General features: G+C 45.8%; 26 protein-coding genes. 4 read left to right on the top strand and 22 right to left on the bottom strand.

The window, feature by feature from the left end:
* Nucleotides 1-8: 8 nt before the first annotated feature.
* Genes CH367_RS02785 through CH367_RS02770 form a run of 4 tightly spaced genes read right to left on the bottom strand, consistent with a single transcriptional unit; the run spans nt 9 to nt 4,312 of the window.
* Nucleotides 9-797, bottom strand: coding sequence for an LIC_10740 family protein (locus CH367_RS02785; protein ID WP_100760956.1), 789 nt, complete (start codon nt 795-797; stop codon nt 9-11).
* Complete coding sequence (locus CH367_RS02780) at nt 778-1,869, bottom strand: N-acetylmuramoyl-L-alanine amidase family protein (protein WP_100760955.1); 1,092 nt, start codon at nt 1,867-1,869, stop codon at nt 778-780. Before CH367_RS02780 ends, CH367_RS02785 begins: the two co-directional genes overlap by 20 nt.
* A complete protein-coding gene (locus CH367_RS02775) occupies nt 1,836-3,512 on the bottom strand; it encodes a DEAD/DEAH box helicase (RefSeq protein WP_100760954.1) in 1,677 nt (558 codons plus the stop codon). Before CH367_RS02775 ends, CH367_RS02780 begins: the two co-directional genes overlap by 34 nt.
* A complete protein-coding gene (locus tag CH367_RS02770) occupies nt 3,509-4,312 on the bottom strand; it encodes a class I SAM-dependent methyltransferase (protein ID WP_100760953.1) in 804 nt (267 codons plus the stop codon). The genes CH367_RS02775 and CH367_RS02770 overlap by 4 nt, the downstream gene beginning before the upstream one ends.
* Before the next feature lie 121 nt (nt 4,313-4,433).
* On the opposite strand from CH367_RS02770, the gene CH367_RS02765 reads away from it, so the two are divergent.
* From CH367_RS02765 to CH367_RS02755, 3 genes are read left to right on the top strand one after another with little or no spacing between them, the layout of a single operon-like run.
* Nucleotides 4,434-4,901, top strand: coding sequence for a RidA family protein (locus CH367_RS02765; protein ID WP_100760952.1), 468 nt, complete (start codon nt 4,434-4,436; stop codon nt 4,899-4,901).
* Nucleotides 4,891-5,397, top strand: a complete 507-nt coding sequence (locus CH367_RS02760) for a hypothetical protein (protein ID WP_100760951.1) — start codon at nt 4,891-4,893, stop codon at nt 5,395-5,397. The genes CH367_RS02765 and CH367_RS02760 overlap by 11 nt, the downstream gene beginning before the upstream one ends.
* A gap of 57 nt (nt 5,398-5,454) precedes the next feature.
* Nucleotides 5,455-5,835, top strand: a complete 381-nt coding sequence (locus CH367_RS02755; RefSeq protein ID WP_100760950.1) for a VOC family protein — start codon at nt 5,455-5,457, stop codon at nt 5,833-5,835.
* 45 nt (nt 5,836-5,880) lie between these two features.
* Here CH367_RS02755 and CH367_RS02750 read toward each other — a convergent pair whose 3' ends face one another.
* The 8 genes from CH367_RS02750 to CH367_RS02715 form a co-directional block, all read right to left on the bottom strand.
* Nucleotides 5,881-6,921, bottom strand: coding sequence for a BPSS1187 family protein (locus CH367_RS02750; RefSeq protein WP_100760949.1), 1,041 nt, complete (start codon nt 6,919-6,921; stop codon nt 5,881-5,883).
* Entirely contained in the window at nt 6,918-7,241 is a 324-nt protein-coding gene (locus CH367_RS02745) for a metal-sulfur cluster assembly factor (RefSeq protein WP_100761328.1), read from the bottom strand. Before CH367_RS02745 ends, CH367_RS02750 begins: the two co-directional genes overlap by 4 nt.
* 8 nt (nt 7,242-7,249) lie before the next feature.
* Complete coding sequence (gene sufU / locus CH367_RS02740) at nt 7,250-7,687, bottom strand: Fe-S cluster assembly sulfur transfer protein SufU (RefSeq protein ID WP_100760947.1); 438 nt, start codon at nt 7,685-7,687, stop codon at nt 7,250-7,252.
* The gene (locus tag CH367_RS02735) at nt 7,671-8,912 is read right to left on the bottom strand and encodes a cysteine desulfurase (RefSeq protein WP_100760946.1); all 1,242 of its coding nucleotides are present in this window, start codon (nt 8,910-8,912) and stop codon (nt 7,671-7,673) included. Before CH367_RS02735 ends, sufU begins: the two co-directional genes overlap by 17 nt.
* A gap of 5 nt (nt 8,913-8,917) precedes the next feature.
* The gene (locus tag CH367_RS02730) at nt 8,918-9,229 is read right to left on the bottom strand and encodes a non-heme iron oxygenase ferredoxin subunit (protein WP_100760945.1); all 312 of its coding nucleotides are present in this window, start codon (nt 9,227-9,229) and stop codon (nt 8,918-8,920) included.
* 2 nt (nt 9,230-9,231) lie between these two features.
* Nucleotides 9,232-10,422, bottom strand: a complete 1,191-nt coding sequence (sufD, locus tag CH367_RS02725; protein ID WP_100761327.1) for a Fe-S cluster assembly protein SufD — start codon at nt 10,420-10,422, stop codon at nt 9,232-9,234.
* A 7-nt stretch (nt 10,423-10,429) separates the two neighbouring features.
* Complete coding sequence (gene sufC / locus CH367_RS02720) at nt 10,430-11,197, bottom strand: Fe-S cluster assembly ATPase SufC (protein ID WP_100760944.1); 768 nt, start codon at nt 11,195-11,197, stop codon at nt 10,430-10,432.
* Between the two features lie 256 nt (nt 11,198-11,453).
* On the bottom strand, nt 11,454-12,698 hold the full coding sequence (locus tag CH367_RS02715) for an EAL domain-containing protein (RefSeq protein WP_100760943.1): 1,245 nt from the start codon (nt 12,696-12,698) through the stop codon (nt 11,454-11,456).
* A gap of 154 nt (nt 12,699-12,852) precedes the next feature.
* On the opposite strand from CH367_RS02715, the gene CH367_RS02710 reads away from it, so the two are divergent.
* Entirely contained in the window at nt 12,853-13,815 is a 963-nt protein-coding gene (locus CH367_RS02710; RefSeq protein ID WP_100760941.1) for a hypothetical protein, read from the top strand.
* Between the two features lie 50 nt (nt 13,816-13,865).
* Here CH367_RS02710 and CH367_RS02705 read toward each other — a convergent pair whose 3' ends face one another.
* From CH367_RS02705 to ccsA, 10 genes are all read right to left on the bottom strand, one after another.
* Nucleotides 13,866-15,248 (bottom strand): cyclic nucleotide-binding domain-containing protein, encoded by a 1,383-nt coding sequence (locus CH367_RS02705; protein WP_100760939.1) that lies wholly within the window; start codon nt 15,246-15,248, stop codon nt 13,866-13,868.
* Between the two features lie 118 nt (nt 15,249-15,366).
* Nucleotides 15,367-17,079, bottom strand: a complete 1,713-nt coding sequence (locus CH367_RS02700) for a methyl-accepting chemotaxis protein (protein ID WP_100760938.1) — start codon at nt 17,077-17,079, stop codon at nt 15,367-15,369.
* Nucleotides 17,080-17,106: 27 nt separating this feature from the next.
* A complete protein-coding gene (locus CH367_RS02695) occupies nt 17,107-17,466 on the bottom strand; it encodes a c-type cytochrome (RefSeq protein WP_100760937.1) in 360 nt (119 codons plus the stop codon).
* Nucleotides 17,463-17,789: a methylamine utilization protein gene (locus CH367_RS02690; RefSeq protein ID WP_244284448.1), complete on the bottom strand. Its 327-nt coding sequence runs from the start codon at nt 17,787-17,789 to the stop codon at nt 17,463-17,465. The genes CH367_RS02695 and CH367_RS02690 overlap by 4 nt, the downstream gene beginning before the upstream one ends.
* A 119-nt stretch (nt 17,790-17,908) precedes the next feature.
* Nucleotides 17,909-18,925 carry a cytochrome-c peroxidase gene (locus tag CH367_RS02685; protein WP_100760936.1) on the bottom strand — a complete coding sequence of 339 codons (1,017 nt, stop codon included), beginning with the start codon at nt 18,923-18,925 and terminating at the stop codon, nt 17,909-17,911.
* 227 nt (nt 18,926-19,152) lie between these two features.
* Nucleotides 19,153-19,812, bottom strand: coding sequence for a phosphoribosylformylglycinamidine synthase subunit PurQ (gene purQ / locus CH367_RS02680; protein WP_100760935.1), 660 nt, complete (start codon nt 19,810-19,812; stop codon nt 19,153-19,155).
* Nucleotides 19,809-20,057 (bottom strand): phosphoribosylformylglycinamidine synthase subunit PurS, encoded by a 249-nt coding sequence (gene purS / locus CH367_RS02675; RefSeq protein WP_010573788.1) that lies wholly within the window; start codon nt 20,055-20,057, stop codon nt 19,809-19,811. Before purS ends, purQ begins: the two co-directional genes overlap by 4 nt.
* Entirely contained in the window at nt 20,033-20,899 is an 867-nt protein-coding gene (locus CH367_RS02670) for a phosphoribosylaminoimidazolesuccinocarboxamide synthase (RefSeq protein WP_100760933.1), read from the bottom strand. The genes purS and CH367_RS02670 overlap by 25 nt, the downstream gene beginning before the upstream one ends.
* On the bottom strand, nt 20,896-22,029 hold the full coding sequence (locus CH367_RS02665) for a PP2C family protein-serine/threonine phosphatase (protein ID WP_100760932.1): 1,134 nt from the start codon (nt 22,027-22,029) through the stop codon (nt 20,896-20,898). Before CH367_RS02665 ends, CH367_RS02670 begins: the two co-directional genes overlap by 4 nt.
* Nucleotides 22,030-22,035: 6 nt before the next feature.
* Nucleotides 22,036-22,728, bottom strand: coding sequence for a cytochrome c biogenesis protein CcsA (gene ccsA / locus CH367_RS02660; RefSeq protein ID WP_100760931.1), 693 nt, complete (start codon nt 22,726-22,728; stop codon nt 22,036-22,038).
* Nucleotides 22,729-22,770 lie beyond the last annotated feature (42 nt).

Below are 22,770 nucleotides of genomic sequence, written 5' to 3'. Positions count from 1 at the left end.
AGAGCGAATCAGTTCCTTTTATGGGTCGAATCGAGAGAATATTCCATTCCGGGAATACGTTCCGATAATCCGTCCAGCCTATATTCCAGGCTTTGAACATCGGAGAAATTCTCAAAAACGGTCTTTTCCAGAGCGAGAAAGGTGGAATCCAAAAGCGCCATCTTCTTACGGGCGATTTCCTTTTGTTTGTCTTCCTCTTTCATGTTCTGTTGAACGTATGTATAATCGATTCTAAACTTCATTCCGGAAAGAATTTCCTGAAGAGTGGACTTTCTGAAATCCAGGATGAGAACTCCCCCGTTTTTCCAGATCGCCTTAACCGCGTATTGAATTTCGGGAAGACGCTTTAGATTTTTATAATGTTCTCCCTTACCGCTTTCGAGGGTCTTATCGAAATAGGAGGATTCGCTGATCTCTCCGATCAGGGTCATCGTCTTGTGACGGTATTCTTCGTCTTCGAGAAGGACTTTTCTTTGAACCGGAAAAACCTGACGTTCTCCGTCCGATCCGTAGATGGTGATCGTAGTTCTCGGGTCCCTGTTTCCGACTTCGTAAAGGGAGAATGGAACAAGCGTAACGAATGGACTGTTACCCGCGAGAATGAATGAAGTAAAAAATAAAACGACTCCGATCCAAGCATACGTTAAGAACAAGGTCTTACGAGAAACCCCGTCTTCGGTTGCCGTGCGGAAAAGCCAAAGATATCCTTGATTGATTTTTTCGCCTGTAGCCTTGATCGCTTCCCATGCCGCGTCTCTGATCGCGATTGCAGATTCCCTAATTTTTTGCCAATTCATAACCCCGGATTCCTTCTACGATGCTTTTCGCTATCTTAACTTGTAAACTCTTGCTTTCCAAAAGTTTGGATTCTTTTTCATGAGAAAGATAACCCATCTCCACGAGAATCGCGGGCATGAGACTTCCTCTGAGGACCGAAAAATCCGCCTTTTTCACTCCCCTGGACAGGATCTGAGGTTGGAGCTTTTTTTTCATCTCCGATTCGATCGATCGAGCCAAGATTCTGCTTCTTCTTTGAATGAGAGAGGACATCATTCCCGCCTGGATCTTTTTGACCGCCGAGGTTCCCTTGGGCTTGAGAATTCTGTTTTCCAGAAGTGCGGTTTCTCGAGCCGATTCGGTGGAAGCCGTTTGGGAAAGATAATAGATCTCGAAGCCGTTTACGTCCTCGTTGATGGAAGAATTGCAGTGAAGACTGATGAACAAGGAACTTCCGTTCTTCTTGAGTTCCCGGTTGGCGATCTCCGATCTGCGATCAAGCTCCACGAAGTTATCATCCGGTCTTGTTAATACGACATTGATCGAAGGATAAACCTTTTCAAAGAATTTTTTGAGAATCTTAGCCACTTGAAGAGCCACGACCTTCTCGTTTGTTCCGTCGTTCGAAGCGGTTCCCGGATCTTTTCCTCCGTGACCCGCGTCGATGAGAACGGTTTTGATTCCGAGTTTTTCCGCGTTCGGAAGAACATCGAACTCCAACACGTTTTCCTTATATTCGTATCTTACGTCCTCGGACATGAGTTGAACGAAAAGCGCCTCCACGATTTCGGGAGGAATCAAAAAGTCCTTTTCCTTATAAAGAACGGGAACGGAAATTTTTTCTATACTTTGGTTGAACGTATAAAAAGAGGAACCGACCCGAAAGCGGATTTCACCGGAAGGATGTTGAATGACCCCGACGAATGTCGCAGGATTGAAGGAAGATTTTAAGGAAGGAAATTCTTTTTGAACGTCCTCAAAGCGCACATAACGTTCGGACGACTGAGTGGGAATGGCGACTTTCGCGCCGAGTTCCCACGTATTTAGGGAGAATAGGATCAGCCCCCAAAGATAGATTTGATTTTTTGCCAAACCGAACCTTTTTTCTTTTTGGAATCTTCTCTTGTGGAATCGTTGATATCGAACAGATTCCGTTTGCTCTTATCGTATTGTTTGTTCGACTGTTGGTTTCTGTTCTGATTGCGGTCGCGGTTCTGTTGATTGCGTTGCTGATTTCCGCCGCTCTGTTGTTGACCGCCGCCTTGAGGTTGACGTTGTTTGTCCTTGTTACCTTGAAATCTATGCTGGTTCTTATTGCCTTGTTTGTTGCCTTTCGGTTCCGCGGATAAAACGGAATCGGCTTTCTGCAAAAAGAATTCCGCTTCTTGAATCGCGGCCGCCGGTTTTTTCTTCTGACCGTCTCTCGCTGGAGAATGCGATTGTGTATGACTTGCGTGACGCTTGTCGCCTCTTCTGTCACGATCGTGTTTGTGAGGACCGCGATCTCCCCGATCGTGAGGACGTCTTCCGTTTTGTTTGAAGTGGGTTTCCTTTTCACGATCGTAGGAATCGCCGCCGACAAACGCTTGAAAATCACCTGCAGGAAATTGAATGTATTCTTCCTGAACTTCGAGAACGTCGATCTTTTGTTTTAGATATTTTTCGATCTTTTCGAGTTCCACGTAATCGGACTCGGAACAAAACCCGATCGCCTTCCCCATTCTTCCCGCTCTTGCTGTACGGCCGATTCTATGAACGTAGTTCTCCGTGTCTTGAGGAAGATCGTAGTTGTAAACGATGTCGATGTTTTCCACGTCGATCCCGCGGGAAGCGACGTCGGTCGCTACCATGTAGCGGTATTTGCCGGATTTAAAATCGCGCAGAAGTCTGAGTCTTTTTTTCTGATCCAACTCGGAAGAGATTCCTGTTACCGGAATCCCGTATTTACGAAGAGTATGAACGATCTTCGGAATATTCGCTTTATAATTCGTGAATATGATTCCCTGACCTTCCTCTTTCGAGTTTACGATCAGGTTCGTCATATAAGGAATTTTTTCCTCTCTTCCCAAGTGAACGATCTTCTGATCGATTCTTTCGGTGATGATCTTTTCTGGATTGATCTGGATTTCGACCGGCTCGTTTAAGAATCGATACGCGAGTCGCATCACTTCCACGGACAAGGTCGCGGAGAACAATAGAGTCTGTTTTCGATTCTTACATTTATGAAGGAGCCAACGAATGTCTTGGATGAATCCCATGTCCAACATGCGATCGGCTTCGTCCAACACGAAGAACTCCACGTTCGATATGTCGATGGAACCGGACTTGATCATGTCGATCAATCTTCCCGGAGTCGCAACGATGATTCCGTTTAGACCTTCGAGGTCCTTGTTCTGTGATTTGTAATCCGTTCCGCCGATGATCGGAACCGCACGAACCCCGTTGGAATGTTTCAGAAGTTTTTTGGCTTCTTCCGCGATCTGCATCGTGAGTTCTCTCGTAGGAGCGAGGACCAACGCGGACACACCTTGTATTTCTTTGGTAAGAATGGTGTGAATGACCGGGACCAAAAATGCGACCGTCTTTCCAGTTCCGGTTTGTGCAAGTCCCGTGATGTCCTTGCCTTCCAATCCGTGAGGGATCGATCTTTCTTGGATCGGTGTGAGTTCGGTATATCCGATTTCTTGAATGGCTGAAAGTAACTTTGGATGTATGGATAGTTCTTCGAATTTCATGTGTGCCGCTTCTGAGCGATTAAGTGGAATGTATCACCGTAACAGGTGAGGTCTGAGAGACGTGCGAAAAGGCGGTGACTCAGGATTTTACCTCTCCAACCCCGATCTCGGGACGGGTGGTAGGACATCGGTTTCTTATACTCAGTCTTAAAACCGTATCCTTTCAACATTTTTTTCAGGGAGTCTGGGCTGTAATCCCAAAAATGGTCCGACGGGTGTGTGCGAAACCATTCTTCCGGATTTGTTTGAAAGGTGGGACCGTACAAAGAAGGCAAACCTAAGAATAAAAATCCCCCGGGTTTGACAAGATCGGTTAACTTTTCAAATACGAAGTCCGCGTCCGGAAAATGTTCGACCACGAAGAAGGCCGAGACTACGTCGAAGGATCGATCTTTCAGAAGATTCTCCTCCAAAAAGGAAACACAATGAACGTCGAGCCCCAAGGTATTCCGAGAATATTCCACCTCGGCCGGAGAAATCTCCAAACCGGTCACTTGATAACCCGATTTTCGAGCCTCGTCCAAAAAGAATCCCGCGGCCGAACCCAACTCGAACAAGGACGCGTCTTTTGGATCGTGAAACCTGCGTAAAATTCCGAGTCGTTTTTGAGCCAAGGCTCTGAGAGAGGTTTCGTCTTCGTAGTAGGTCTTTTGATATTGGTTTTTATATTCTTCTAAGAAATAAGAATCCTTGTATTCCCGAGATTTGGCGGGTTTGTAAAAACACACGCCGGTTCGTTTGCAGATCTGATACTGTTCGGGAAACTGCGGATGAGGAATGAGCTCGAGTTTTGGATACATTCTCTGGATCTAAAAAAGGGAAACGGGAAAAGAAAGAAAATTCCTTTTTTCGAAACTGCTTGAAAAATCGAGGAATACAATCTTTTTGGAAGGATCTTCCACTATTCTTATAAGAAAGAACATGAGCGTCCAAAACAAAATCGAATCCTTAGGTTACAAACTTCCTCCCGCTCCTCAAGCGATCGCGGCGTATATTCCCGCAAACCGATCCGGAAACTTAGTATTCACTTCCGGTCAACTTCCTCTCAAAGACGGACAACTGATGCTCACCGGTAAATTGGGCGAAGGCCTTTCCGTGGACGACGTCAAAGAGGCGATGATCCAAGCCAACTTGAACGCGATCGCGGCGGCTTCCGCGGTTTGCGGCGGTCCCGATAAGATCGTAAGAATCGTCAAGATCGGAGTTTTTGTGGCCTGTTCTCCGAACTTCAGCGAACATCATCTTGTGGCGAATCACGGAAGCAATTTTCTTCTTTCCGTTTTCGGCGAAGAAGGACGTCATGCGCGCTTTGCCGTGGGAACTCCTTCTCTTCCTTTGAACGCTCCCATAGAAGTGGAAGTCACATTTCAGGTTACAGATGCTCCGTAATCTTTGGAGAGACATCCAGTGGAGTTTTCGTTCGACTCCTCTCATCTTAAGAGAATGGCTCGCGTTTTATCTTTCCTTTACCGGTAGATTCACCGAGTTCTGGAAGGAAAAGTCGACTTCGGAAAAAATCCTTTTTGTCGCGGTGACGTTTCAACTTCTGTTCAGTCTTTCGACTTGGATCGAATATACGATCAATCTCGGCGGAGAAGAAACCGAAGGCCTTCGTGTTTCGTCTAACTTCTATTTTATATTTTTATCCGCGGGTGTTTTCTTTTTCGGTTCCTTCTGGCGTTCTCATTGGCTCGGTTCTCTTTTACTCAGCGTTCAATTTCTTCTCGGCTTGGGCGCGTTGGCGGGAATCTTTTTCCCCGAGGCTTTTTTCGTAAGCTTTTTGAAAGACGCCGACTATGTTTTTAGTTGGAAGTTCTACGCTTTCCTCGGGGCCTGGGGTGTTACGACCTTGTTATCGTTAAAACTGTTTTTCGAAAAAGATTAAACCGGGGAGTTCCCACATTTCTTAAAGACGACTACAAATTCCAAGCGGGGCAAACCTATGAAAGTTTTACTTACTGGCATATTCGTGAACGATCCGATCAAAGCGTTTCGGTTTTATACGGAAATTCTCGGGTTTAAAGAAAAGGCGTTTGTTCCCGACGCGAATTTGGCGATCGTAATCTCGTCGGAAGATCCCGAAGGAACGAGTTTGATTCTCGAGCCGAACACTTCTCCGGTCGCGAAGTCGTATCAAGAAGGTCTTTATCATTCCAATATTCCGGCGATCGTGTTCGGAGTGAAGGACATCCGTCAGGAATACGAACGTCTGAAAAAACTCGGCGTGGTTTTTATCAAAGAACCCACGAAGTCCGCGGTGGGAACCGAAACCGTTTTCGACGATAACTTCGGAAATCTAATTCAGTTGTATCAACTCGACTGATTTCCCGTTTCCGAACAACGCAAGACACATTAGAATTTCTGTAAATTATGGAAAACTAATATAATCCCAAGCCGCCTGTTGTGTGGTTAACATCGTGCAGTTGTGTTTGGAATTATCGTCCTGACCGGAACATCGATTGGTAGTCAGCCTTTGTGTTCCGCCGAAAGGTGCGGTTCCCGAATCTGCGTCCGTTAAGGCGCCGTTCATTCCGAAAGCGTTCAGCCAAGTATCCGTAACCTGATTCGAATTTCCGGAGATGTTCGCAACGCCGTCGCCTACGTGAATCAATCCGTAGAATAAGTTCGGAGCGGTTAAACCGGAGGACGTCAACCAAGTCGCGGGCGTCGCGCTTGCGATATGATAATCCGAAACCCCGCTGTATATGGAAACTCTTCCGAGAGTTTTGATCTTTCCCTGATACGCGGCGTGTCCGCTTCCCTGAGAATGTCCTCCGAAATAAACCTTGCTCCAGATTACGGAATCTCCGTTTAAAAATTGTCCCCATCCGTCGTTCGGTCGTTTTAACACGAGATACTGTAGAAGTTTCAAAAGACGACCGTCTATCGAGTTGTTCGTATCCACGGAGACTACGTTGGATTTGTCGACTCCGGTGATGATTTCTTCCCTTGCGTTTCCGAAACAAACCGGAGAACTTCCCGCGCCGTTACAAAGAACATTGATGGGTTCACCGTTCGGATACATAAGACCGATACTGTGATACCCTCGGGCCGCACCTTCTTCGATGATCTTGGAAACTCCGATCGGAGTTCCACCCGAACCGGGCAAAAAAACCGCGAGAATGTTTTTAGGAGAAGAAGCGGGAACAAAGATCAGATGCGGGTCGTTGTATTTCGCGACACAGGGAAACGTAAAACTCGGAAGCGCGAAAATTCTCGTCAAACCGTCCAAGGTATCCACCCTCGGCGCATTTTGATATTGAGTACATCCTAATATACTCAAGAGCCCCAAGCCGAGAATAAGATCCGAGTCGGAATCCTCTTTTTTTTGAATTCGCGAACAGGTCGCGAACAAGCTCACAATCAGAAGGGATGAAAGAATTCTTTTTTTGTAATATAGTTTTTTCAATCGAAGATTCCGAGGTCCATCTTCGCATCTTCCGACGCCATTTCTCTCGGATCCCATTTCGGAACCCAGACGATTTCAACTTCCGCGTCCGAAATTCCTTCCACACGAAGCGCGTGATCCTTAACCTGTTGTTTCATTTGAGGTCCTGCGGGACAGGCCATGGACGTATAGGTCATATCGATCTTGGCTTTTCCGTCTTCGACCTTGATTCTATAGATGAGTCCGAGTTCGGCGATGGAGATTCCGATTTCGGGATCTTCCACTTTTTTTACTTCTTCGTAGATCTGTTCTTCCAAAAGGTTTGTGGGAGCTTCTAACATAATCTTTCTCACTTATTTCCGGCCCGCGACAACGCGCGTTCCAAAGTATTCCAAGGAAGAACCGCGCATTTGATCCGCGCGGGAATCTTTTTTACGGATTCCATCGATTCCAAATCTTCCAATTCCTCTTCGAACTTAGGATCCCGATCTTCCAAAAACATATTCTTAAATCTGCTGAGAATATTCTCGGCTTCCGCGACCGTTTTTCCCCGGATCGATTCCGCCATCATGGAACCGGAGGCTTGGGAAATCGAACAACCCTTTCCGGTCACACGCACGTCTACGATCGTATCTCCGTTTAGATTGATCGTAAGTTCGAGTTCGTCTCCGCAAAGGGGATTGATCCCGTGTTCGAATAGATCCGCCGGTTCGAGTTTGCCTCGAAATCTGGGATTTTGATAGTGATCGAGTATGACTTCTTTGTAAAGACTATCGCTTAAGGACACGGGAGAAAATCTCCTTTACCTTAATTAGACCCTCGATCAATCGATCGATGTCGTCTTTTGTATTGTAAAGGTAAAGACTCGCGCGGCAGGTTCCCGGAATATTCTTAAACGCCATAAACGGTTGTGCACAGTGATGTCCGACCCGAATCGCGATTCCTTCTTCGTCGAGAATCGTTCCCACGTCGTGCGGATGAACCCCCGGAAAGTTGAAGGAAATCACTCCCCCTCTTTTCGAAAGATCTCTCGTTCCGTAGAGTTCGAGTCCGCCGAAATCGTCCAGACGATCGAGCGCATACGTAAGAAGTTCGACTTCGTGATTTCTAATTTCCTGCATTCCGATCGTTTCGAGATATTCGATCGCGGAACCGAAACCGATCACACCCGCGATGTTGGGAGTTCCCGCTTCGAGTTTGGAAGGAAGTTCCGCGTAAGTGGATCTTTCCTTGTAAACCTGGGAGATCATATCTCCCCCGCCCATCCAAGGAGGCATCTCTTCCAAGATTTCCTCTTTCGCGTAAAGAACTCCGACTCCGGTCGGTCCGAGCATTTTGTGAGCGGAGAATACGTAGAAATCATAATCCATTTCTCTCATATTCACGGGAAGGTGACAAACTCCCTGCGCTCCGTCCACGAGGACTTTTGCTCCGACTTCTTTCGCTCTTTTTTGAATGGGAAGAATGTCGTGAATCGTACCGGTCACGTTGGACATCTGAGACACGGCGACTAACTTCGTTTTGGCGGTGATGATTTCGTCGAGATTTGTAAGATCCAATGTGCTGTCTTCGTTCAAAGGTATGAACTTAAGTACGGCTTTTTTTTCCTGGGCCAACATCTGCCAAGGAACGATATTGGAATGATGTTCGAGTTCGTTGAGAACGATCTCGTCGCCTTCTTTGATCTGGGTTCTTCCCCAGGTTTGAGCGACTAAGTTGATCGACTCGGTTGCGTTTCTCGTAAAGATACAAACCTTAGCGCATTGCGCTCCGATAAAACGGGAAAGATGAATTCTACTGAGTTCGTATTTTTCGGTGGCCTTTTGTGAAAGATAATAAATGCCCCGGTGAATGTTCGCATTCTCTTCGCGATAATATTTTTCGATCGTATCGATGACCGTAAAAGGTTTTTGAGAACTGGCCGCGCTGTCCAAAAAGACGAGAGGCTTCCCGTTCATTTTAGTTCCCAAGATAGGGAAATCGGTCCTGATTCTTTCCGCGGAAAAACTCATATATGTCAATCCTCCAAGTCCACCTCGATCGAGTCACCTACGATTCTCACCGGATAAATCGGGAGATCTTCCACAGCGGGCATACAAAGCGCCTTTCCGGTTTTAATCGAAAACTGCGCCTCGTGTCTCGGGCAGGTGATTACGTCTCCACACAATTCTCCCTCGGAGATCGCCTCTCCGTCGTGTGTGCAAACGTCTTCGAACGCGTAAAGGTTTCCGTCCAAACTCGTAATCCCGATTCTATTATATCGGGTTTCAATTACTTTGACTTTCCCGTTTTCTATTTCGGACAGATTTGCGAGTTTACGAAAGCTCATATTTAACCTTCCACCTTACGGACGATCAATTGAAAAAGTTCCTCTTGTATAGAATCGGATTCAATTTCACCAATGACTTGGCCTAAAAATCCGTCCACGATCATTCTTCTGGCCTCGTCCTCGTCGATTCCACGGGAAGCAAGATAGAATAATTGTTCTTCGTCGATCTCTCCGACGGTCGCGCCGTGTTCGCACTTTACGTTCTCCGCATATACTTCGAGCTTCGGAATCGATTCGGCTCTTGCGGAACGGTTGAGAAGAAGGTTGTTGTTGATCTGGATCGCGTTCACGTCCTTGCAGGAATTCGGAATATGAAGATTTCCCGTAAAGATATGATGGGCCTTATCCTTGAACGCACCTCTGTAAAGAATCGAACTTTCCGTATGACTTTCGTTGTGAACGATCTTCACTTCGGAATCCTGAAATTCTCGGTCGGACATCGGAGCAAGTCCGATCACACGCGCACGCGCACCTTTGCCGGAAAGTTCCACGTTGAGAAGATTCTTCCCTTTATACCCGCCCGGAGTTACCTTTGCGATCTTTACGTCCGAATCCTCTTTTTGATCCGAGAATAAATTCTGAAAATGAAACACGGAAGATCCGAAGGATTCTATGCCCGCATACGTGACCTTCGCGCCCGCACCGACGTGAATCGAAGTCAAACCTTGAAAGAGTTTAAAATCCTTTTCTTCGGGACATTCGTAACGTTCCGCGACAAAGGCCTTGCTGTGATTTCCGAGCTTAACGACAACTAACGGAAGAATCTGATTTCCTTTTTCGAGTCGAAACTTGATTTCGATCTCCTCTTGGATCACACGATCGGATTCGACTTCGAGATAAACCCCGTGCGTAAAGGAGGAAAGGCTGAATAGGGTAAACCATTCTTCATTTCGTTTTTGGAATATACTTTCGAGTGCGTTTAAAAAGAATTCGAGTTCTTTTCCGGTAAGCTCCTCGGATCTTACGAGTTTTACGGAACTCGGGGTTTTGCAGACTACGGCGTCCGCGCCCGGAACCTCGGAGAATTCTTCCGGATGAAAATTGGAAAGAGGGATTTTTCTCCAAGACTCGTTTTCCGTTCTTGGAATATTCAAAGTTTTGAATTTAGCAAAAACCCTTTTGCGGAAATCCTTCAGAGCCTGCGGCTCCGCGCTCCGGGAGATTCGGTCTTCGAACTGAACTTCCAAAGTCACTTTCGTTTCAGTCCCCGGACTCGGCAAGGATCCAGTCGTATCCTTTCTCTTCCAATTCGAGCGCGAGTTCTCTCGTTCCGGTTTTGAGAATTCTTCCCTTTGCGAAAACGTGAACGAAATCGGGCGTGATGTAGTTTAGCATTCTTTGATAGTGTGTGATGAGAAGGATGGAACGTTCCGCGGTTTTGTTCCGATTGATTCCTTCGCTTACGATTCTAAGCGCGTCGATGTCGAGTCCGGAATCGGTTTCGTCCAACACGGAAAGTTTCGGTTTGAGTAAACTCATCTGAAGGATTTCGTTTCTCTTTTTTTCTCCGCCGGAGAATCCGTCGTTCACATAACGGGAGATAAACGACTCGGGCATATCGAGTCCGGCCATGGATTCTTTGAGTTCTTTTCTGAATTCCTTAACGGGAACATCCTTACCGCGAACGGACTTGACGATGGTCTTTAAAAAGTTACCGATCGTAACTCCTGGAATGCTCGTCGGATATTGAAAACAAAGAAAGATTCCGAGACGGGCACGTTCGTCGGTCGGTAGATTGAGAATGGATTTTCCTTCGAATAGAATATCACCCGACAACACTTGGTATTTCGGATGACCCATGATGACGTTGGACAGGGTGCTTTTTCCGGAACCGTTCGGTCCCATGATGGCGTGCACTTCTCCGGGTCGAATCGTAAGATTGACGCCTTTTACGATCTCTTTGATTTCTCCGGAATCTCCGGTTTGAATTCCCGCCCTGAGGTCCTGGATTTTTAGAATCTCGGTCACAAAAGCACCTTCCCCTATTCTACCAGTGTTTTTTTTTGTAAGGAGAGATCAATTGTAAAGATCGGATGTTCGTCGGGGGTACGACAATCTTTCAGTGAACTTGCGCGCCCCACCCAGATTGGGTGGAGGTGGAGAGGTGGCGGGAAAAAATCGGAAGAATTTTCTATATCAGAAAATTCTTAAATTTCAACCGAAATCTAACTCGTTAAGATTTGTCGGAGGTACGACAATCCGACATAAGAACGGGGCGACTTTCTTAAACCCGTTCCCAGTCCATCTTGATGATGAGAATGTAATTATCTCGAAGAGTGTAGGTAAAGATCACGACCTGTTTGTGGAGATCCATATCGTAAACCGGTTCGGTCACGGTCCACTTCGCCCCGCTTTGAACCACCTTCGCTTTGTGACGAATGAAGAACGGCCTCCAAGCGTAGTTGTTCCCGATCTCGGTCAGGTCGGAATCCCATTCTTCCCCGGGATGAGAACGAAAATACGTAGGAGTGATCTGATAACCGAAGATGTCGCAAGCGAATACGGAAAGAATCTCCGAAGGAAGATTGCCGAGCATAAGATGAAGAACAACCGGAAGATCTTCTTTACCGTTATGACGAAGCGCTTCCAACTTTTCACCGAGCGCGTCTATGACCGCTTGACCCTTTTGAAATTCTTCCAGAAGTTCCATAAAGCGAAGACCCGAGAATTTTTCCAAAGTGTCTCGAAGCGTTCTGTTGAACTGTTTCTTATCCTGAAACTCAACCTGAGGTCTTGAAAAATAAAATCCCTGGAGAAGGTTGGCGCCCATCGAAAGTGCGAGATGCAATTCTTCCTCGGTTTCGATTCCTTCGAAAAGAAGATCCGATCCGAGTTTTTGGGACATGTCCGCGATCGCGCTCAAAACGTTTTTGAAGGATCTTCGGTTTAAACTTTCCCGCATGATCTTGATGTCGACCTTCATGATGTCGGGATGAATATAACCGATTCTTTCGAGATTGGAAAAGCCGACTCCGAGATCGTCCACGGCGATCTTAAATCCGTAGTCCTTAAACACGTTTACGATCGAAAGAAGTTTTTCGATACTTCCGTCGAACTTGTCCTCGGTGATTTCTAAAACCACGTCGGCGGGGGATATATCGTATTTTTCGATGAGATTGAGAACGTGAAGTCTCTTCAGATCCAGAACGTCTCCGGTATGAATCATGGAGAGAAAGTTAGGCATCATGTTGAGGAACAACTTGGTCCTGAGTCCGGTGTCCTTGAGATGACGGATCGCCTTTTCTCGGATCAAACGATCGATCTGGATCAGACGAATCGTATCGAGTTCGGGATTGTGGAATTGATAACCGAGGGAACGATACTCGTTTTTTTCGGGAGAATAAAATCTACCGAGAACTTCGTATCCTATGATATTGCAGTTGGTGACTTCCAGGATAGGCTGGTAATGAGGTTGGTAATAGTTCTCTCCGTAAGAGAGTAAATTGCTTGTATCCTGACTGTATAACATATCTTCTTTTAAAGTCTATTTACTGGAATCCATGAAGCGGGCCCCGGCAAGCAAAATTCCGGAGAAAAAGCCCCAAATTAAGGAGAAGGGAAGACTACATTCTTCTTTTTTTTTTGAAACCTCTGAAAAAACTGACAATCGTAAAGGAATTCGTATGAAAGAGGCGATCGGCCATCTTCTCAACCCCTCCACACTAGAACCCAATCTCGGTCTCTATTCAGGAACTCTTGGAATCGATAATTCCAGAGAGTATAAAACTTCTTTCTTATCTTCCTGGAAGAAAATAGACTCCGTTTTAGTCGATTTGATTACAGAAGATTTCCTACTCGGCTTGCGAATTTTTCGCGGTCCGGGCGCCTGCAAGGCCCTTCTCAACCTCTGGTTTTTTGAACACGAGAATTTTAAGGACTTCGAATGGGCCGGTAGCCCCGGTAAAGAATTTCTTTCCAGAGGGACGTTTCGAAACGGCTACTGGAGTTTTACCCAAGGAAACCAAAGATTCAATTTCCGATTGGACGATACGATCCAACAGGGTTATACGCATTCTTCCATCTTGGCCTCCAATCTCAACTTACAACTCGACGCGCTCGTCAGCACCGTCGAAAAAACGCATAAGCCCGTTTCTTCTTTGGAAGAATCCGGTAAGGATTGGTTGTTCCGTTTGATTTCTCCCGATCTTTCCGTTCGCGGTCAGCTTTCGATCGACGACAACACTTGGAATTTGGAGTCTTCGGAAAAACTTTCTTACAGCATCGCGACGGGTTTTGGAAACCAATCCTTTTTCCCGGAATCCCGTATCTACGGTTGGACTTCGGGGAAGAATTCCTTTCGTCTGAACATCAACAAGAACACCGGGATTCTTATTTGGAAGAACGGAGTTCCGACCTTCTTGGAAACGGCGACTTTCAAAAAAGAATCTCTGTCTTACGTCCTTCACGATCCCTCCGATCAAATCGAATTGACCGTAACTCCGGTTCGAACCACACAACATACGATCTCCGGTTTTTTCGGTAAAAAGATTCCGATGGAAAGAATCGAAGGAAAAATTTCCGGTAAGATCAGAGTAGGAAACAAAAAGGAAACGATCAAAAAGGGTTTTGCGGTTCTGGAAATTTAATCCGAACTCGGTTCAACTCGATCTGAATTGAATCTCCAATTCGATACGGATCACTTTCTCTTCCGGGAAGAATTCTTCTTTGTAGATTTTGCGTTTTTTTTGGATCGCGCCGATTTCGTGGAATCCGGTTTTCCTTTCCAAGACTTTAAACTTTCATACATCGCTTCTTTAAAACTAGGATACTGATTCAAGGCCTGTAAAAAATCTTCCTTGCTCAAGGTGTACATCTGAGAAATACCGATAGATCGAACCGTCGCCGATCTTCGTTCTTCTTTTACCAAGGCGAGTTCTCCGAAAAATTTTCCTTCGGAAAGGGAAGCGATCACCGTATCATTCTCCGCGAGAATCTCAACGTTTCCTTCGCTTAAGATATACAGATTATGACCTACATCACCTTTTCTGAATACGATATCTCCCGGTAAAAAGATATGATGTTTTAACGCGAACACGAGAGTCGTAACCAGAGAAGAATCCGCTCCTTTGAGAAAGGGAACCTTTTCGAGCAATTCTCTGTGAAGATGAATTTTCACTTCTCTTTGTAAGGACATCGGCAAGTCGTTTAACAATTCTCTTTCGTTTTCACCGAATCCTCGTTCCATGATATACATATAGTAATCCCGGATTTTTCTTCGGATCAAATACGGAAGATTTCTCGCCCTCAAAAACGAATCGACCTGAGACATACGTTTCATCTGAGCCGCGCGGACTAAATCTAAATTTCCTAATATACTCGCGATGTTTCCGATCACGGTCGCGTAAACCGCGGCGCCGAGCATCATCACGAGAATCACGTAGATTCTTTGATTGGTAGTCACGGGCAAAACGTCTCCGTAACCCACGGTTGCAAGAGTCATCACGGACCAGTATAAGGCTCGAATGTATTCGTCCCAACCGGTTTTGGAGGAATCGATCTCATCCATATACAACCAACCCACCGCGCACCAATGAGCGACTACGCTGATCCAAAATCCGAGCAATACAAGACGCAAAACTCCGGGGGCGGGTTTGAACGCAAGATTGAGTCTGTGAAGAATCGCGGGAACACGAACGACCTTTACGATTCTCGTAAGCCCGAACACGAGAAACAGAAACGGATGTGAGGACAATTCTATGGAAAGAATTTTCTGTGCGACGATCTCAAACGGAAAAGCCGCGATAAAGTCGAACACAAACCAGGTCTTGAGATAATGAATCGTCTTTTCCTTTCCGATGTAGATCAATCGGTGTCGAAACGATTCGGGCGAGAATAAACAGACCAGAATATCGCCGAAAAAGAGAAGATCAACCGCGATATAAATTCCGCTCATCGTAAGACCCTGTTCGTAATTCAGAACCAAACGAAGCGGGGATTCCAACGCCGCATAAAGAATACAAAAGAATATTATAATATCCCAAACGACTCGGGTCTTGTTTTCGGAATGAAATAAACTCACAAAACCGTTCCTCGGATTTCCGTTTTCGTTCGGGAAATCCTATGGGCGACTCGGACGACTGGAGTATTTTACACGTTTCGGTAAGAAAGTAATTCTTTTTCTAATGCGACATCGCGTTTTATATCGAAAACTTTTCCATCAAACGTTTTACACGATCGGATTGTTCGTCGATCTTCTTCGCGCCCGAATCGATTTCCTGAGAACCGGAAGAAATCAAACGCGCACCTTGCGAAAGATCCTGAATCAAACGTTTGATCGAACTGTAAGCGCTTTTATTTTCCAGAGAAGAAGATTCTAAATCCGTAATATTCGAAGCTACCTCGTGCATCTTTTGGGAATACAAATTCAAACCGGATTCCTGCGCACGCATATCGTCCAAAAGACGCAAACTAAAATGCGCCATATTGGACGCGTTCTCTTGAATCATCGTAAAAAAATCGGAGAACTGTTCAATCTCTCCGTTCCCGGCTTCGATGCTGGTTCGGGTAAACTCGATGAGATCGGTGATCTCTTTCGTATTCTTCATCGTATGTTCCGCGAGTTGGGAAACCTCGTCGGCGACCACGGAAAAACCGCGTCCTTGTTCGCCGGCGCGCGCGGCTTCGATCGCGGCGTTCAACGCAAGCATATTCGTCTTCGTGGAAATTTCTCCGATCTTCGCGAGCGAATCCTTGATCTTATGAACCGTACGTTTCACTTCGGAAAAAGATTTTTGAACTCCGTCCACCTTCTCCCTTCCTTTGATCGCGGTTTCGGAAGATTCCTTCGCCTGTAGCGCGAGAGAATTTAAGGATTCGGTCACTCGAATCAGGGAGGAAAGATTTTTCTGAATCTCTTTTTCCAAATTGCGGAGATGTTCCGCGGAAGTAAGAATCGTGGAAGTATTCTTTTCCACTAATATACTCAGACGATCGATAAGATCCGCGACGTTACGCGAATCGTTTGCCTGAGTTTCGGAAGTGGAAATAAATTCTTTTGAAACCTTGTAGAATTCTCTGCTCGCCTCTTCGGAACTTTTGATGGAGATGCGCGCTTCCACTATGATTTCCCGAAGCGACGTTTCCATTTTTTTTAGAAAATCCAGAAGTTCGCCCATTTCGTCAAAACGATCGATTTCGATTTGATTGTTCAGATTTCCGTTTTGAATCTCCGACGCAAAACCGATCGCCTTTCGTAACGGAAACATGATGGAACGGATGATCGATCTTGAAAACCACACGCCCGCCAAAAGCGACAAAAAGGAAAGTATGCTAATGGTATATAAGGAAAACGTTAACTGTGCTTCGGCCGCATCTTCGCTTTTGCGCGAATTCAAAATTTCAAATTCGATCAGATCCTTGATCGTCTTTCTGAGAGAAGCGCCTAACGGATTGATTCCTCGAACGTAAAGAATCCGCGCGTCCTGTCTGCTGTTATCCTTACAAAGAAGATAAGTCGTATCCGCGTATCCGGTAAAATAAGTCAGATCCTTTTCAAAACTCCCGATCTTTTCCAGCTCGGACGTTTCGAGCGGAAACTCCTTGAGTTTGGAGTTGTTCGATTCAATCTCTCGGAATAAGGAAAGAATCTTTTTATTCTCCTCTTCGATCAAAACCAAGTCGATCGTAGAAACTTCGGAGGAAAGAGTCAGTTCGATCAGGATCAGTTTTTCCAAAGTGAGGTTCAGCAGTTGGGATTTCGGCTGAGAATTGTCGATCATCGACCGGATCGTTTTTCTATAAACGAACGTGTTGTAAACCGTGAGCACCGAGGAAAGAATAAACATTCCTATGATCGCTCCGAAACTGAGACGAAGTCTGGTTTTAATGCCGATACTGCCGAGTAAATTCACTTGTAAACTGGAAAGATTTTTTGTTCGTTATTTGGACTTGGAGATGAGGTTGATATAGGAAATCAAATCCCGGATCTGTTCGTCGGACAGTTCGTCCTTCCAAGGAGGCATAAAAGGAGAACGTCCTACTGCCGCGCCGCCTTTTCGAATGATGTCTTCTTTTTGTCCGTCGGTCAGCTTCGTGATCGTAAGATTGGCTGGAGGAGGAACCTTTCCGACCGAAAGACGGCCTTTGCCGTCGCCGGATTCTCCGTGACAAAGAACACAGTACGTCCTGAATACGATACTTCCGCGAATTACAGATTTGTCCTTTTCCGCGTTCAGACCCGCAAACGTCGAAACTACGAGCGACAGAAATATGAGAATATTAAAATATAATTTTTTCATTGTACATCGATCGTCATTTTCATCTCGGGATGAATCGCGCACTGAACCGTGACTTTTCCCGCTTTTTCAAACTTCACTTTTTGAGTTTGTCCCTTCGCGTAAGAACCCAAGTCGAAAATTTTCACCGGAGAAAGGGAATAAACGTTGTGATAAAACGTATCGAAATTCGGAAAACTCACCGTGTCTCCCGCTTTGATTTTGAGGGCCTCCACCGTAAACGCTTTGTTTTTTTGTCCCACTTCGTGCTCGGCCGCAAACAATCCCGTTCCGCAAAACGCAACAAACGTAGCGGCAAATAAAACGATCTTCCATCCTTTCAACATTCAATTCTCCTAATTTAAAAATCCTGAATCCATAATCGCAAAAAACACAAAGTCAAACGCGTCGACCGTAAAAATCGCGCAAGCAAACGCATAAATTGCGGAACCAACGCTAAGAATTCTCATCTCGGAAACGCCGGAATAGCGATCGCCAACCGTTTTCCGCTGAGCGATTTCATAAATTCGACGAGGTCCGTCTTTTCCTGTTTCGTAAGCTTAAGCGTTCTCATGTTCGGATCGAGGTTAGAGGAATCGTCTCCGCCACGATCATAGTGTTCGACCACTTCTTCCAAAGTCGCATAACTTCCGTCGTGCATATACGGACCTGTGGATGCTACGTCGCGAAGACCGGGAGTTTTGAACGAACCTTTCATCACCTTTACGGGAACGAGGGAGAATCTTCCCGCGTCCTTCCGATTCGATTTCAATCCGATATTGTGAAACCCGTCGTCCGTAAACTGATCGCCTTGATGACATACGGAACACTGCGCCTTCTCGTTAAAAAGAGAATATCCTCTTTGCGCCGATTCGGAAAGCGCGGTTTGATTTCCTTTTTTCCAAAGATCGAAAGAAGATTCTCCCGAAAGAATCGTTCTTTCAAAACTTGCGATCGCCTTGCCGATCGTTACCGCGCTGATATCCTCTTTCGGATAGGCCTTTGCGAAAAGTTCCTTATATCCGGGTATATTCTTTAATTCTAATATAAGTTCGTCTATGTTTTGATTCATCTCGTCGGGCGAAGCGATCGGCCCGAGGGCTTGCGCTTCCAAATTTTCCGCGCGGCCGTCCCAAAACATCTTCTTGCCGTAGGCTGAGTTTAAGATCGTAGGAGTATTCTTCCCGAGAATTTTCATGTTGTGACCGACCGCGGTCTTCAATCCGTCGGACCAACCCAAGCCCGGATTGTGACAAGATGCGCAACTGATCCAATTGGAACCGGAAACGATCGGATCGAAGAATAGGGTTTTACCCAACAAGATCCGCTCGGGAGTCGGTCGGTTGTCCGCCGGATACGGATAAGAAATTGTTTCTACGGGCTTGACCGGAGTTTGAGGAACGACTTCTTTCTTTTCCTCTTTGCAAAGATTGAAACAAAAAAGAATCGATAAGAACAATAGAATGAACGAAACTCGAAACAAAGTAGGAACTCCTTCAGAAGCGTTTCCACAACCTCTGATTTAGAATATCCTAATAGATCCATTGCCTCTACTTGGGTTATAACTTGAGACATTCCCACTTATAACTCCAAGATTTAAGTCTCCAAAAGACTCTTTAGAAGAAAGATGAAATGAATTTGTAAACGTAGGAGCTCCTACATTTTGATAAATCGGTCTTCTTTTATATAAGAAGACCGTAAAGTATATAGTTAAGCGCCTAAGATCAAATCGAGAACGACTTTTCCGTCTTCTTCTCCGGTTACGGAGTTCATCGCACGCTCTGGGTGAGGCATCATTCCCGCTACCTTGAAGTTTTTAGAGGTGATTCCTGCGATCGCGTCCAAGGAACCGTTCGGGTTATCGCCGAAGTAGCGAAAGAGAATTCTTCCCTCGTCCTCGAGTTGTTTGAGAACGTCCGATGTCGCATAATAACAACCGTCGGCGTGAGCGATCGGGATTTTCAATTCCTTACCGGAATCCAAAGACGCGGTAACGGGATTGGACGCAGAACCTTTTTTCAAAGTTACGGTTTTGCAAATGTACTTAAGAGTTTTATTTCTGGTAAGCGCGCCCGGTAAAAATTCGGCTTCGGTTAAAATCTGAAAACCGTTGCAGATTCCGAAAAGTTTTCCGCCCTTATCCACGTGTTCCTTCACCGATTTCATCACGGGTGAAAAACCGGCCATCGCACCGGAGCGCAAATAATCTCCGTAGGAAAATCCTCCGGGAAGAATGACGAGTTCGTATTTTTTATCGAGTTGATCCCTGTGCCAAACGCGATCCACTTCGGCCTTATACTGATCTCTCAGAACGCGGTGGATATCCGCGTCGCAATTGGAACCTGGAAAAGTGATTACGGCGACTTTCATATTTTTTGAATATTCGCGGAATATGTTTCTATAACGTGATTTACGAGGATCTTATCGCAGAGTCTTTCCACGTCTTTTTTCGCGGTCGCTTCGTCGGGAGCGTCTATCTTCAGTTCGATGTATTTTCCGACGCGCACATCCTGAACGGATTTTTCACCGACTTCGGAAAGAACTTTTTTCACGGTGCTTCCCTGCGGATCGAGAACGGATTCTTTGAGGACTACTTGGATTTTTGCGATGTACATGAAAGAATGAGATCCTCTATCTTCTGATATTTTTCTCTCAGCTCTTGAATAAGTCCCGCCGGGAGATCGGGTGCGGGCGGCATCTTGTTCCAGTTCGTGGTTTCGAGATAATTCCTAAGAATCTGCTTATCCAAACTCGGAGGAGAGATCCCGACGGAATACGTATCCGCGGACCAGTACCGGGAAGAATCCGGAGTCAAAAGCTCGTCGATCAGAATGACCTGTTCGTCCAAGATTCCGAATTCGAACTTGGTATCACAAAGAATGATTCCCGCTCTATCTACCACTTCAGAGGCGCGTAAGAAAATGGAAATCGATTTTTCTTTCAGAATTCCGAACAGTTCCTTGCCGATTCGATTCTCCATTTCCTTTTCGGAAATGTTTTCGTCGTGGCCCTGATCGTTTTTAACCGCGGGAGTAAACACGGGCTCGGGAAGTTTTTGAGATTCCTTCAAACCCGCGGGGAGTTTTATACCCGCGAGAGTTCCTTCTCCCTTGTATTCTTTCCAACCGGATCCGGCGATATAACCTCGGACCACACATTCATAGTCGATACGTTTGCACTTCTTAACAAGAACCGAACGTCCTTCGAGATCGGGATGATTCTGAAACGGAGAAGGAAAATTCTTCACATCCGTTTCCAATATATGATTGGGAATGTCCTTAAAAAATTCGAACCAAGAAGTGGAGATTCGATTCAAAACCTTTCCCTTGTCCGGAACCGCTTGCGGAAAAACCACGTCGAACGCGGAGATTCGATCCGAAGAAGATAGAATCAACTTATCTTCGAGATCGTAAATGTCCCTGACTTTTCCTCTGTAGGAAGGATTCGGTAAATTCATAGTTTTAATACCATCATAGCGATATCGTCATCATTCGTACCTCGGTCCGAATGCGCAAGAATGGATTCCATCATCAACGCGAGAATATCTCCGCCCTTGGAAACTCCGTCCTGAAAAATACGTTTCAATTTTTCTTCCCCGAGAATGTTCATCGTCTTGTCCGCGATCTCGGTGGCTCCGTCCGTATAAAGAAGAAGATAAGAACCCTTCTCGAGTTGAACCGATTTGAATTCTTCGCTTACGTTGATTTCTATCGGGATGATGAGCGGTCCCATTCCGGGTAACGTGGTGACTTCCCCGTTTTTATAAAGCATCGGAGAAGGATGTCCTCCGTTCGAATATTCGAAGTTCAGATCCTTGCTCAGAATTCCGTAAAAGAACGTGATCGAAAATTCGTCCGGAAGAATTTTCTCGAGGTTATGACGTAAGGTCCGCACCTTCTCTTGCAAGGTTTGATCCGGTGAAAGACTGGAAACCTGCATCTTCAACATCGCCGCAAGAAGCGCGGCCGAAGGACCGTGACCGGAACAATCCGCGATAAAGATATGAAGCGATTCGTTTTCGATCCAAGCGTCCGTGTAATCCCCGCCGATCTGCATCAGAGGTTGGAAGATCGTGCTCAGACTTACACCGTTCCATTCCAATTCTTTTTCGGGAAGAAGTTCCTGTTGAACCTTTCTCGCCATGATGAGTTCTCGTTCGTAATTTCTTTTTTGTTCGAGAACCTCGTCCTGAAGAATTTTTATCCGAATAAACGCGCGTATCTTTGCGATCAACTCCCTCGGTTGAAACGGTTTATGAATGAAGTCGTCCCCGCCGTGAGAGATCGCTTCGTCGAAACCGAGTTCTCTGCTGATCGCGGTGATAAAAAGAATGGGAAGAAGTTTGAATCTTTCGATTTCTCTGAGTTCTCTGCAAAACGAAAAACCGTCCTGCCCGGGCATACTTACGTCCAACAAAAGAATGTCGACTCGGTTGGTGAGAAGAATATTACGCGCGTCGGCCGCCGACTCGGCGGTGAAAAGCTGAAAGCCCAAAGGCATAAGCGTGTGTAAGATCAGCTTTAAGTTGATCTCTGAATCGTCAACGGCGAGCACCGTATAATGACTGTAATTCGGAGCGGAGGACAAATTTTTTCACTCTTCCCTTTCCGGCAAACTTTCCCGAAAATCTTCGATCTTAGCCAAACGATACGCGAAACGAATGAGAACCAAAAACAAAAAATGATACGCGAGAACACCCATCCAAAAACTGATTCGAATGTCGGAATCCATTCCGCCCTTTCCGAGAACGGACTCCGGATGATTTCCGGGATTGTCCATCCAACGAATCGCACCCCAGGTGATGACCGCGTTCACCGCGCAAAGGATGCTCAGGAAAGCCGAGAAGATTTTTTTCTTGGAAGCGTCCGTAATCAATATTCTAAAAACGAAATATGCAATTAAGCTAATGAACAAAACCGTAAACGACTGAAGTCTTGCGTCGGTTTTGTCCCAGGCAACGCCCCAGGCGCTATAGGCCCAGATTCTTCCGGAAAAAATGACTCCGATCGCAAACAAAAGAGCTACCTGATTGGCGGCCAAAGAAAGAAGATCCCACTTCGAATCCTTTTTGATCAGATACAAAACCGCGAACACAAGAGAAAACATAGGACCGTACAGAGCGACCCAAGCGACCGGAACGTGAAAATAGAAAATTCTATGAGCGGTTCCTTGTTGTAAAATCACGTTCGGATAGTTGAGGGAAAATAAAACGACGATCGGAAAGCCGATTAAAAAAACTGCGGATAAAACCCAGTCCCAAGCGGGATGAGCGATTCGGATTTTCATACGAAATAGAGTATTCGCGAGAATGTCGGTGGAATCAAGAAA

The organism is Leptospira barantonii, from assembly GCF_002811925.1.
In the GTDB taxonomy this organism is placed as follows: Bacteria; Spirochaetota; Leptospiria; order Leptospirales; family Leptospiraceae; genus Leptospira; species Leptospira barantonii.
The sequence above is the reverse complement of the archived record's forward strand: the minus strand, read 5'-3'. Positions and strand labels throughout refer to the sequence as shown.